The sequence below is a fragment of the Tabrizicola oligotrophica genome (assembly GCF_011008935.1).
Taxonomy (GTDB): Bacteria; Pseudomonadota; Alphaproteobacteria; order Rhodobacterales; family Rhodobacteraceae; genus Tabrizicola_A; species Tabrizicola_A oligotrophica.
The window spans coordinates 184,746-196,326 of sequence record NZ_JAAIVJ010000006.1 but is presented as its reverse complement, the minus strand read 5'-3'; the positions used below and the strand labels follow the sequence as shown (position 1 = coordinate 196,326).

Here is an 11,581-nt window from a genome sequence, read left to right as displayed (position 1 = left end):
CCTGCGATCTTCGACGGGCATACCCAATCGAGGGGATTGGTCGGCAATGATTCCATGCTAGCGTTCGTGCGCTCCGGGTGGCCCCACGCCCTTTTTGACACGAGGTTTTCATGGCCGATGACATTTACACCATCGACGCTCTCGCCACAGGGAGCGAGACGATCACCATCACGGATGACGGAACGGGCAGCGACTGGCTGGTCTATAGCGGCTCCTACGCGAGCTATGCCGAAATCGACCTGAGCTGGTTCGTGGATTCCGGCATCAGCCAATCCGCCGAAGGGCTTTATTTCACTGTCACAGGCGGGCACCGGCTGGTGATCAACGGCCTGATCGAAAACGCCCGGGGAACCACCGCCGAGGACTGGATCAGCGGGAATGAGGCGGACAACCTGCTGTACGGCGATTTTGACGCGACGGGCGCGGGCGGCAATGACACCATCAACGGCGACGCCGGCCGGGACACGATCTATGGCGGGTCAGGCCTCGACTCGCTGGAGGGCAGCTATGACGATGACCTCCTTCATGGCGATGGCGGGGCAGACACCGTCTCGGGTGGCGCCGGCAACGATACGGTACTGGGCGGCGAAGGGGCGGATTGGCTATACGGCGGCGCAGATGCGCGCGATGTGGTGAGCTATGCCGATTCAACCGATGGCGTCTATATCGAGATCACCTATGGCTCCACGACCATCGCGACCTCGGGCTTTGCCGAAGGGGACCACCTGAACGGCTTTACCGATGCCATTGGCTCGGCCTATGGCGACAGGATTACCGACACCGTGGTCAACACCATCGCCTTTGGCTACAACGCCAACCGCTTTTACGGCGGTGGCGGTGCGGACCTGCTCAACATGGGCGGGGGGAATGACAGCGGCTACGGCGGCGATGGCCGGGATTCGGTCAATGGCGGAGTGGGCGATGACCTTCTGTTCGGTGGCGGCGGCAACGATGACGTCGACGGCGGCACCGGCGCCGACGTGGTTTACGGCGGCGATGGCTATAACCGGCTGATCGGCGGGGCGGGCCAGGACCGGGTGATCGGCGGCGGACTGCGCGAAACGCTTTACGGTGGCGCAGGCGACGATACGCTTCTGGCGGGTGGCGGCAACGATCTGCTGTTTGCCAATGAAGGCAACGACCGCGTTCTGGGCGGTGCCGGCGATGATCTCCTGTTCGGTCTGGCGGGAAAGGACACGCTGATCGGCGGCGCGGGGGCGGACGAATTCAGATTCATCAGTGCCACGGACGGCGGTTCGGATGCGGCCAGTCGTGACGTGGTGATGGATTTCAACCGGTCACAGGGCGACCATCTGGTCTTCAGCATCGCCGCCGCCAGCCTCGATTTCATCGGCCAGCAAAGCTTTACCGGTCAGGCCGGCGAGGTGCGGTTCATCGTCACCGCCCAGGGCACGCGCGCTTTCGCCGATCTGGATGGCGACCGGATCACCGATCAGGCGTTTGACGTGCTGGGAGTGTCGCTTCTGCAGGAAAGCGATTTCGTCCTGTAAGGCGGATTTCTTCCAGTCAGGCGCACCTGATCGCAAGACATTCCGCACATGACCAGCGGCTTGCCGGTGCTGAGCTTCCTTCAATCTGCATCGGATTGCCGGAAATCAGCCATGGCCGGCGCGGGCGGCGTCGAGATGCGCCCAGACCCGCTGGTCGGGGATATGCAGCCGGATCGTCTCGCCAAGGGTGAAGCTGCCCTCGCGCTCCACCCAGGCCGTGACGCCGCGGCGATGCTGGGCAGAAGGTTTGTAAAGCTTGCCAAAACCGGCATGCCGGTTCTCGATCGGTCGGGCGGGCAGCGTGCAGGGCCGGTTGTTCATGTCGACGACCAGCGTCGCCCCGTTCTCGCCCTGCAACCGCGACGAGGGCGGCAGGTGACTGAGATCGGGGATGCCCTCGATCACCATGGTCGCGCCGACCAGCGCCGGGTCCAGCGCCGCAAGGCCCATGGCGGCGGCAGTTTCGGCCAGTTCCTCAGCCGACAGGATGGTGAATTGCCGGGTGTTTCGGATCTCGGTATCGCGCGGATACTGGCCCAGCACCCGGCTGCAGGAGGCCCGGGTCAAACCGCCATGCGCCTCGCCCTCCGGCCCGGCAAAGCTGGCGCGCATGGTCGCAAGGCTTTCGCTTTCCAGCGCGGCGTCGCGGTCGGCCACGCGGCCCAGCCAGGTGATGCGGCCGGTGAATTGCGTCGGCTTCAGGGCGCTCATGGCATCTCCAGCACGAAAAAGGTACGGCGGAACGGAAAGACGACGCTACCATCGGCCTCCAGCGGATAGGCCGAGCCAAGCGCCTCGTCATAGGCGCTGGTGAAATGTTCCGCCTCGGCCTCGGTCAGCTTTTCCAGAAAGGGGCGCATGGCGGTCGCGCCGGTAAAGGCCCGGACGGGATGGCCCTGGCTTGTCGGGTCAAGGCTTTGCACATAATCGCTTTCCCAGGCCGTGACTTGCCCAAGCCGGCTCAGCATCCGGTGATAGTCGACCGCCGGCGCAACCGGCGGCCTGTACTGGCCAAAATCGAAGCGGTCAGGGAACATCGCTGCCGCGATGTCGCGCAGGAACCGGTGCGAGGGGGCAAGGAACTGCCGCGGCATCTGCACCGCCAGCACGCCGCCCGGCGCAAGGTAGCTTGCAAGGCGCGGCAAAAGGCGGCCGTGATCGGGCAGCCAATGCAGCACGGCGTTGGAAAAGATCAGCGCAGGCGCGGTCTCTGGCCGCCAGTGGGCAATGTCGGCCAGGGTTTTCGCGGCATAGCCCGCGGCCTTGTCCAGCATGGCCGGAGAGCTGTCCACGCCCAGCAGACTGCGCCCGGCAAAGCGCGCGGCCAGCGCCGGAGCCGCCGCGCCATCGCCGCAGCCAAGGTCAACCACCTCGCCCGCCGGCAGGTCTCCCACCTGGGCCATGAGGTCAAGCGCGGGGCGCAAGCGCAAACCCCGGAACCTTGCATAGGCTCCGGGGTTCCAGTCTTTTGCGCCTGCGCTCAAGCCAGCGGCTCCGGCGAGGGGTCGGGGGCCGCCTTCGGTTTGCGGGCCCGCGTCTTGGGGATCGAGACCACGCCATCGCCTCCGCCGGTCGCCGGCGGCGGTGCATCGTCGGCGTCAGGCGTCGGCTTCTCACCGGCGATGACGCGCTTGATCTCGTCGCCGGTCAGGGTCTCGTATTCCAGAAGCCCCTTGGCCAGCCGCTCGAATTCTGCGGATTTTTCAGTCAGGATGCGCAGCGCGGTGTCATAACCCTCGTCGATCAGACGCTTCACCTCGCCTTCGATCAGCTGTTTGGTTTCCGCCGAAACCGACAGCCCCGCCGTCTTGCCCTGATAGCCCTCATGCGCCTCGGCATAGTCGATGTTGCCGACCGCCTCGGACATGCCCCAGCGCAGCACCATGGCCCGGGCAAGCGCCGAGGCCTGCTGAATATCGCCCGACGGCCCGTTCGACACCGCCTCCTCGCCCCATTTGATGATCTCAGCGGCCTTGCCAGCCATGGTCATGGCGATCTTCTGCTTGCACTCGTCCTTGTGCCAGTTCAGCCGGTCGATCTCGGGCAGGGAAACCACCATGCCCAAGGCCCCGCCGCGCGGAATGATCGTGGCCTTGTAGACCGGATCGCATTTCGGCAACGCCATACCGACGATGGCGTGGCCGGCCTCGTGATAGGCGGTGTGTTCCTTCTGCTCCTGCGTCAGCACCAGCGAGCGGCGCTCGGCCCCCATCATCACCTTGTCCTTGGCGGCCTCGAAATCGGCCATGGCGACGAAACGACGGCCCAGACGCGCGGCAATTAGCGCCGCTTCGTTCACGAGGTTGGCCAGATCGGCGCCGGAAAAGCCCGGCGTGCCGCGCGCGATGACGCGCAGATCGACATCCGGCCCCGAAGGCACCTTGCGGGCATGTACCGACAGGATCTTTTCGCGGCCCTTGATGTCGGGGTTCGGCACATGGATCTGGCGGTCAAAGCGGCCGGGACGCAGAAGCGCCGGGTCCAGCACGTCCTTGCGGTTGGTGGCGGCCACAATGATGACGCCATCATTGGCCTCAAACCCGTCCATTTCCACCAGAAGCTGGTTCAAGGTCTGCTCGCGTTCGTCATTGCCGCCGCCCATGCCGACACCACGGGCGCGCCCCACCGCGTCGATCTCGTCGATGAAGACGATGCAGGGCGCGTTCTTCTTGGCCTGTTCGAACATGTCGCGCACACGGCTTGCGCCGACGCCGACGAACATTTCCACGAAATCCGAGCCGGAGATGGTGAAGAACGGCACGCCCGCCTCGCCGGCAATCGCCCGCGCCAGCAGCGTCTTGCCGGTGCCGGGCGGGCCGACCAGCAGCGCCCCTTTCGGAATCTTGCCGCCAAGGCGCGAGAATTTCTGCGGATTGCGCAGGAATTCGACGATTTCCTCAAGCTCTTCCTTGGCCTCGTCGATGCCGGCGACGTCGTCAAACGTCACCCGGCCCTGCTTTTCAGTGAGAAGCTTGGCCCGCGATTTGCCAAAGCCCATGGCCCCGCCACGCCCGCCGCCCTGCATCCGGTTCATGAAGAAGATCCAGATGCCGATCAGCACGATGAACGGCAGCCACAGCGAAATGAGCGACATGAAGCCGCTGGATTCCTGCGCCTCGGCCTTCACTTCGACGCCCTTTTCGATCAACCGCTCGGTCAACCTGGGATCTTCCGGGGCAACCGTGGCAAAACGGTTGCCATCCGTGGCGGTGGCCACGACCCGCTCGCCATCAATCGTGACGGAGGCAACCTCGCCCTTGTCGACGCGCTGCACGAATTCCGAATAGGACACCGAGCGCGAGGCGGTCGTGGTCTGGCTGCCACCGAAGGCATTGAAGAGCGCCAGGATCAGGAGAAAGAGCGCGACCCAGAAGGCGATGTTTCGTGCGTTACCCACGAATAAACTCCAAGTTCGAGGCCGGTCCGCCCGCGTCTGCCAATCAAGGCATGCGGGCAGCACCGGCGGATATTCCTAAGATAGAGATAAGTTCACCGGGTTCAATGCGATAAGATGAACTCGGCGAAGGGTTGTGGCAGACGCGCCGTGTACCCCGCCCCGACCCCCGCCAAGGGCGCGGCCACAAGCGTCTCACCGACCCAAAGTGCAGGTGTCGTCGCCAGCACCGCCGCCGGGCCGTGGTGGCGCCACTCGGGGCACAGCCGCAAACCTTTTGCGCCCAGCGGGCCAAGGGTCGCGCCCTGCACCGCAGGCCCCTGCAGCGTCCAGCGCCCGTCCCAGATCCCGGCCTGCGCCACCGTGCCACCCACCGCCCGCCCCTCGCGCGCCATAGTCAGGCGGTCCTTGGCCCAGAAGAACCGAACCCCGCCCAGCGTCGCCTCCTGCCTTCCGGCCAGCCGCGCCCGCAGCCGGTCAAGCTGGGCTTCGCGCGGGGGGTGAGACGCGCCTGCAATCCAGCGCAGCGCGCCGATCAGCAGGCGGCGGTGCAGATCGTCCGTCAGACCGTCCAGCACCTCGCCATCAACCTGAAGGCTGCCCGCCAGCTCGCCGACATGCCTGCGGGCGATGTCGGCAACGCTTGCCTGCAGGGCCTGCCGTGACATGGCGAGGTTGCGCACGCTGTGCGCGATGGTCCCAGCGTCCAGCCCGAGCGGGGCCAGCGCCGCCAGCGTCTTGCGGGTCCGTGCGCGGGCATAGCGATCATCCTCATTCGTCGGATCGTCCACCCAGCCGATGCCCTCAGCCGCCAGATAAGACCGCAGCGCCGCGCGCATCACCTGCAAGAGCGGACGGTGAAACCGGATGCCCTGCGCCTGAAACTGCGGACGCAGCCCTGACAGCCCATCCAGCCCCGCCGCGCGCGCAAGCGTCATCAGGAAGGTTTCCGCCTGATCGTCGGCAGTGTGGCCGAGCAGGATATCGGTCACCCCCCGACCCCGCGCCCAAGCGGCCATCAGGTCGATGCGGGCCTGCCGGGCCTGCGCCATCAGATTGCCGGTTGGCGCGGGGCCATGCCAACGAAGGGTCTGATGCGACACGCCATTCGCGGCACAGAACGCCGCGACCTGCGCGGCCTCTGCAGCACTTTCCGGCCGCAGGCCATGGTCCACGGTGAGCGCAAGGACGTGCTGCGGAAAGACTCGCAGCGCAAGGTGCAAGAGCGCCATGGAATCGCCGCCGCCGGAGACAGCGACACCAATCCTGCCCGGGGGCCCGTCGGGAAAGGTCGCGGAAAGCGCGGTCAGAAGCCCGGCCTCTGGCACGCCGTCCGATGGGGTCACTGACAGCCCAGACCCTGCCGGGCCAGATCGGCATTGGTGGCATGGATCGTGCCGGGGAAGCGGTTCGGCACCTCGGCCAGCGTCACGCAGGCATCGGGCACCTGCCCGAGATCACCCAGCGCCTGCCCCAGCTTCAGCAGGGATTCGGCGGCAAAGTTGCCATCGGGCTTGCCCGAGAAGGCATCGAGATAGGCCCGCGCCGCGCCGGCCTTGTCGCCAAGCTGGCCCAAAGCCTCGCCGCGCAGGAACGCGGCTTCCTGGCTCAGTGGCCCGCCAGGATAGGATTGCGCAAAGGTCGCAAAGAGGTCCGCGGCGGTGCGAAAGTCACCGGTGCCGAGCACCTCCTTGGCCCGGTCAAAGTCGGCCTGCTCGCCCATGGCCAGTTCCGGGCCGGCCTCGCCGGCCGGGGCCGGTTCGGCGCCGATCACCGGCTCGACCGGGGCCGGGGCGGCACCCGCATCGCCGCCAAGGGTCGGGGTTTCCGGCAGGTTCGCCGGATCGCAGCCCTCGGTCACTTCGCACAGCCGGTATTCCATGTCGCCGATGCGGTTGGTGCCGTCGGTCACCACCCGGTTCAGGCGCAACTCGATCTCCTCGGCCCGCGAGGTCAGGCGCATCAGCTCGGCCTCGATGGTGTCCAGCCGCTGCAGCGTGTCACCGCCGCCAAGCGTGACCCCCGAAGCCCCGGAGGCCACGGTTTCGGCCTTCAGCGCGTTGAACTCGGCCATGAGCTGGCCGAGTTCGGTCTTGATGTCGGCCAGCGTCTGCGCCTTGTCCTGCGCATGGGCAGGGACGGCCAGAAAGGCGGCGGAGAGAACCAGCCAACGCAACATCGGATCAGGCCCCCGAACCCATCGACAACACCGTCACCGCGCGGCGGTTGCGGCTGTAGCAGGCTTCTTCCGAGCAGACCTCAAGCGGGCGTTCCTTGCCGTAGGAGATGGTCTTCATCCGGCCGGCGGCCACGCCCTGGCTGCCCAGGAACTGCTGCACGGCGGCGGCGCGGCGGGCGCCGAGCGCAAGGTTGTACTCGCGGGTGCCCTGCTCGTCGGCGTGGCCTTCGATGATGATGGCATAGTCGCTGTTCGTCGCCAGCCACTGCGCCTGGCCCTGCAGGATGACGCGGGCCTCGGGCGACAGGGTGGACTGGTCGACGGCGAACAGCACGCGGTCGCCGACACTCTGGTTGAAATAGGCAATCGAGCGCGGATCGTTCGGGTCGCCCAGCCCGGTGGTGTCGACAAAGCCGCCGGCATTGGCGCCGGGGCCGCCCGCGCCGTAGCGGTCGGGGTTGTTGCAGGCCGCCAGGCCAAGGGCCGCGACAAGGAGGAGGGCTTTGGGCATCAGGGTCATGGGGTTGTCCTTATGGATCTGGGTTTGCTCGATTTGCGGCGATGTTAGCAGGTTCTTTTCCGGCTGGGAATCAGGTGCGTTCACTTGGCAGGGCCCCGCTCATCGGCCCCGCAGGGGCAACGATGAGCCTCAGGGCAGAAGCGGCGACCAGGCCGGGTCCGAGGCCGGGCCATCGGTCGTCACCGGCTTCAGGTTGCGGCCCGAGATGTCGACCGAGAACAGCTGCGCCTGCCCGCCCGCGCCGGCGCTTTCGCGGGTGAACATCACCACGCGGCCATTCGGCGCCCAGGTCGGGCCTTCGTCAAGGAACGAGGCGGTCAAGAGCCGCTCTTCGCTGCCATCGGTGCGCATCACGCCGATGTGGAAGCGGCCCTCGTTCTGCTTGGTGAAAGCGATCATGTCGCCGCGCGGCGACCAGACCGGCGTGCCATAGCGGCCCTTGCCGCCCGACACCCGCACCGCCTCGCCACCGCCGGCCGACATCACATATATCTGCGGCCCGCCCGAGCGGTCGCTTTCGAACACGATCTGGCTGCCATCGGGGCTGAACGAGGGCGCGGTCTCGATCGAGGGCGCATTGGTCAGTTGCCGCAAGCCGCCACCACCGACGTCCATCGCGTAGATGTCGGTATTGCCGCCCTGTTCAAGGCTGAACACCACGGTGCCACCATCGGGCGAGAAACGGGGCGCGAAGGTCATGGTGCCGGGAACCTCGCCCAGCGAGCGGGTTTCAAGGCTGCCGACATCCATCAGGTAGATCTGCGGAAAGCCCGAGGCATAGGAGGTGAACAGGATCTTGTCACCACTCGGCGAAAAGCGTGGCGCCAGCACGATCGAGGACGAGTCGGTCAGATAGGCGACATTGGCGCCGTCATAATCCATCACCCCCAGCCGCTTTTGGCGCTGGTTCTTCGGACCGCTTTCGGCAACGTAAACCACGCGGCTGTCGAAATAGGGGCCCTCGCCGGTGATCCGGCTGTAGACCGCATCGGCCACCTTGTGCGCCATGCGCCGCCAGCTGTCGGGGGTGCCGGCGAATTGCAGCCCCTCGCCAAGGGGCTGGCCGGTGAACACGTCGAACAGGCGGAACTTGACCACGATCCGGTCGCCCGAGGCCTGCACCGCGCCGACGATCAGCGCCTGCGCGTTGATCGCCTGCCAGTCATTATAGGCGATGGGCGCATCGAAGGCGGTCACACCCGAGATATGCGCCTCGGCCGGGATTTCGCGGAAAAGCCCGGTGCCGGCCAGATCGGCCGCCACGACGCGGCTGATGTTGCTGGCATAGTCTCCCGCCCCGCCCTCGTCGACAAAGGTCGGGATGGCGAAGGGCATCGGCTCGATCACCGGGCTGTCGATGACGATGTTCAGCTCGGCCATGGCCGGCGCGGCCACCAGACCGGCGACCCCGATCATCAGGGCAGCGGAAAGGGATTTCAAAGCGGTCATGTCTCGTCCTCGTTTGTCACGGGGTTTTTTCGGATCTGCTCTCGTCTGCCATTCTGCCCGCAGGCCGGGCGGGATGGCAGGGGGAATTTTGCGCGGCGGTCCACCATCTCAGCGCAGCCTCATGCCCGAGGCGTCGAAGGTCAGGTTCATCACGTTCCATTCGCCGTATTTCGCCGGGTCAAGCTGATAGCCGGGCTTGCCGCCACAGCCCTTGACACCACGCACCACGGCGCGCTTGGCCGCCTCAAAGGCCTGCTGGGCTGCCGCCTCATCGCCACCCTCAAAGCCCGTCATCTCGATGGAGGGGCCGATGGGCGTGCCGTCCTCGTTCATCTCGACCCGCATCACCAGCTTCACGCGCTGCGCAGCGGAGGAAAGGCTGCCGATGTTCCAGCACGAATTGATCGCCACCCGCACGCCATCCTTCTCGCCTGCCGTCATCGGCGGGCCTTCGGGCAGGCTGGCGTCGGCGTTGCTCGATGTCTCGGTGGCCGCCGCTTCGGCCAGAGCCGCCGCAATCGCCTCGGCCTCGGCATCGGACTGCTCGACGGGCTCCTCGGCCGGGGCTTCTTCGGTCGCCTGCGCCTCCGGCTCAGTGGTCTCATCGGCCTGCACCTGCCGTTCGGGCCGCGATTGCGGCCGGCGTGAGGCGGTCGGTGCCAGTTCGGGCGCATCGGATTCGGTGGCGTCGGGCGCGACTATGGCGGCGCTTTCCTCAGGCGCGGCGGCCGGTTCGGTGGTTTCCACCACCTCGGCCTCGGGCGCGGCCTGATCGGAGACCTCGGGCGTCGCCTCGTCGGCCACTTCGGGCGTGTCCTCGGGGCTTTCAACCGGTACGTCGGTGATGCGCTGCGCCGGGCGGGGCTTCGGCTTCACCGTGCTTTCCGGCACCGGAATCGGCTGTTCTTCCTCGGCCACCTGCGGCGCGGGTTCAGGCACCGGCAAGGGCTGGACCTCGGGCGCGACCGGCACCTCCTCGGGCAGCACCTCTTCCATCGGCACCGGCTCGGCAGGTGCGTCCGGCTCGGGCGCGGGTTCGGGTTCCGGCAGCGGCTCTGCCTCGGGCAAGGTGGTGTCGATCGGCTCGGGCGCCTCGACGGCGGGCGGCTCTTCCGAGGGCGCGGCCTCGAGGTCAGGCTTCGGGGCCGAGGCCATCATCGCCTGATACTCGCCCTCGGTCAGCAGCGAGACCTCGGCGACCTCCATCGGCGGCATGTCCTTGGGCGCGAACAGCCAGTCGCCCATGATCGCCCAGAGGATCACCCCAAGGTGACCCACAGCGGAAATGGTCGTGGCCTTGTCCAGCTTGCCCAAATTCATCGCCGGGCCTCAGTTGCCGTCCATCGACGGGCCGCCGGCATCGGTCACCAGACCGATGTTGTTGAACCCGCCCGCATTCAGCGCCCCCATGACCTGGGCCACCCGCTCATAGGCCAGCGCCCCGTCGGCGCGCAGGAACACCTTGTCGGAGGTGCGTTCGGCGGCAATGGCCGCGAGCTTCGGAATGAGATCGACATCCGAGACTTCGGTCGATTGCAACATGATCAGCCCGTCGGCGGTGATCGAGATGGTCAGCGGTTCCTCTTCCTCGTTCGGCATGGCGTTCGCCGCCGTATCCGGCAACTCGATCGGCACACCGACCGTCAGCATTGGTGCCGCCACCATGAAGATGATGAGCAGAACCAGCATCACGTCCACGAAAGGCGTGACGTTGATCTCGCTCATCGCGGTCGAATGGCCGCGGCGGCGGCCGCGCCGGCCACCCCCGCCCGATTTTTTCATGACCCCGGCGCCCATCGGTCAGGCGTCCAGCTGGCGCGACAGGATGGTGGCGAATTCGTCGGCAAAGGCCTCGTAATTGCCAAGGATATGCTCGCTGTCCGAATTCAGCTTGTTGTAGAACACCACCGCCGGGATAGCGGCGATCAGGCCGATGCCAGTGGCCAGAAGCGCCTCGGCAATGCCGGGGGCGACGACGGCCAGGTTGGTATTCTGGCTGATGGCGATCTGTTCGAAGCTGTGCTTGATGCCCCAGATCGTGCCGAAAAGCCCGATGAACGGCGCGGTGGAACCGGTGGTGGCCAGAAAGCTCAGCCCCTTGTTCAGCAGTTCGCTTTCGCGCGAAATTGCCACGTCCATCGCCCGGTCGATCCGCGCCTGCGCCCCGGCGATCAGCCCGCCGTCCTGCCGGTGGCTGCGCCGCCATTCCAGCATGCCGGCCGAAAAGATCTTCTCGGATGCCCCCTGCGGGTCGCCGCCGATCTTCTCGAACAGCTCGTCCAGAGGTTCGCCCGACCAGAAGGCGCGGTCGAACACCGAAGCCTCGCCCCGAGCGGTGCGGAACAGCAGGTGTTTCCTGATGATGATCGCCCATGACCAGAAGGACATGATCATCAGCCCGATCATCACGAATTTCACCGTGATCGTCGCGCGTGCAAATAGGGCGAACATGGAGAAATCAATCTCCGCCGCCATTCCGATGGCTTCCGTTTCCATTACGCCTGCTCTTTTGATGCGGGTCTACGCCC

At 66.4% G+C, this 11,581-nt stretch carries 11 protein-coding genes; 1 reads left to right on the top strand and 10 read right to left on the bottom strand.

The genetic code is table 11. The annotated features are described in order from the left end of the window. Positions 1-110 precede the first annotated feature (110 nt). On the top strand, positions 111-1,511 hold the full coding sequence (locus G4Z14_RS11975; RefSeq protein ID WP_164626001.1) for a calcium-binding protein: 1,401 nt from the start codon (positions 111-113) through the stop codon (positions 1,509-1,511). A gap of 105 nt (positions 1,512-1,616) precedes the next feature. On the opposite strand, the gene G4Z14_RS11970 is transcribed toward G4Z14_RS11975, so the two are convergent. The 10 genes from G4Z14_RS11970 to tolQ form a co-directional block, all read right to left on the bottom strand. Beyond that, positions 1,617-2,222 carry an MOSC domain-containing protein gene (locus G4Z14_RS11970; protein WP_164625999.1) on the bottom strand — a complete coding sequence of 202 codons (606 nt, stop codon included), beginning with the start codon at positions 2,220-2,222 and terminating at the stop codon, positions 1,617-1,619. After that, on the bottom strand, positions 2,219-2,995 hold the full coding sequence (locus tag G4Z14_RS11965; protein ID WP_164625997.1) for a methyltransferase domain-containing protein: 777 nt from the start codon (positions 2,993-2,995) through the stop codon (positions 2,219-2,221). The genes G4Z14_RS11970 and G4Z14_RS11965 overlap by 4 nt, the downstream gene beginning before the upstream one ends. Then, complete coding sequence (gene ftsH / locus G4Z14_RS11960; protein ID WP_164625995.1) at positions 2,992-4,908, bottom strand: ATP-dependent zinc metalloprotease FtsH; 1,917 nt, start codon at positions 4,906-4,908, stop codon at positions 2,992-2,994. Before ftsH ends, G4Z14_RS11965 begins: the two co-directional genes overlap by 4 nt. A 101-nt stretch (positions 4,909-5,009) precedes the next feature. Next, a complete protein-coding gene (gene tilS, locus G4Z14_RS11955) occupies positions 5,010-6,251 on the bottom strand; it encodes a tRNA lysidine(34) synthetase TilS (protein ID WP_164625993.1) in 1,242 nt (413 codons plus the stop codon). Continuing rightward, entirely contained in the window at positions 6,248-7,084 is an 837-nt protein-coding gene (gene ybgF, locus G4Z14_RS11950; RefSeq protein WP_164625983.1) for a tol-pal system protein YbgF, read from the bottom strand. The genes tilS and ybgF overlap by 4 nt, the downstream gene beginning before the upstream one ends. A gap of 4 nt (positions 7,085-7,088) precedes the next feature. Then, a complete protein-coding gene (gene pal / locus G4Z14_RS11945; protein WP_164625981.1) occupies positions 7,089-7,604 on the bottom strand; it encodes a peptidoglycan-associated lipoprotein Pal in 516 nt (171 codons plus the stop codon). 129 nt (positions 7,605-7,733) lie between these two features. Further along, positions 7,734-9,053 (bottom strand): Tol-Pal system beta propeller repeat protein TolB, encoded by a 1,320-nt coding sequence (tolB, locus tag G4Z14_RS11940; protein ID WP_164625979.1) that lies wholly within the window; start codon positions 9,051-9,053, stop codon positions 7,734-7,736. Positions 9,054-9,161: 108 nt separating this feature from the next. Then, on the bottom strand, positions 9,162-10,373 hold the full coding sequence (locus tag G4Z14_RS11935; protein ID WP_164625977.1) for a cell envelope biogenesis protein TolA: 1,212 nt from the start codon (positions 10,371-10,373) through the stop codon (positions 9,162-9,164). Positions 10,374-10,382: 9 nt separating this feature from the next. Next, a complete protein-coding gene (gene tolR, locus G4Z14_RS11930) occupies positions 10,383-10,850 on the bottom strand; it encodes a protein TolR (protein WP_164625975.1) in 468 nt (155 codons plus the stop codon). A gap of 3 nt (positions 10,851-10,853) precedes the next feature. Next, the gene (gene tolQ, locus G4Z14_RS11925; RefSeq protein WP_164625973.1) at positions 10,854-11,549 is read right to left on the bottom strand and encodes a protein TolQ; all 696 of its coding nucleotides are present in this window, start codon (positions 11,547-11,549) and stop codon (positions 10,854-10,856) included. Positions 11,550-11,581: the final 32 nt, after the last annotated feature.

What these genes read in the sequence shown, in the direction of transcription:
- G4Z14_RS11975 (WP_164626001.1), top strand. Translation starts at nt 111, where the DNA reads ATGGCCGATGACATTTACACCATCGACGCTCTCGCCACAGGGAGCGAG.
- G4Z14_RS11970 (WP_164625999.1), bottom strand. Translation starts at nt 2,222, where the DNA reads ATGAGCGCCCTGAAGCCGACGCAATTCACCGGCCGCATCACCTGGCTG.
- ybgF (WP_164625983.1), bottom strand. Translation starts at nt 7,084, where the DNA reads ATGTTGCGTTGGCTGGTTCTCTCCGCCGCCTTTCTGGCCGTCCCTGCC.
- pal (WP_164625981.1), bottom strand. Translation starts at nt 7,604, where the DNA reads ATGACCCTGATGCCCAAAGCCCTCCTCCTTGTCGCGGCCCTTGGCCTG.
- tolB (WP_164625979.1), bottom strand. Translation starts at nt 9,053, where the DNA reads ATGACCGCTTTGAAATCCCTTTCCGCTGCCCTGATGATCGGGGTCGCC.
- G4Z14_RS11935 (WP_164625977.1), bottom strand. Translation starts at nt 10,373, where the DNA reads ATGAATTTGGGCAAGCTGGACAAGGCCACGACCATTTCCGCTGTGGGT.
- tolR (WP_164625975.1), bottom strand. Translation starts at nt 10,850, where the DNA reads ATGGGCGCCGGGGTCATGAAAAAATCGGGCGGGGGTGGCCGGCGCGGC.
- tolQ (WP_164625973.1), bottom strand. Translation starts at nt 11,549, where the DNA reads ATGGAAACGGAAGCCATCGGAATGGCGGCGGAGATTGATTTCTCCATG.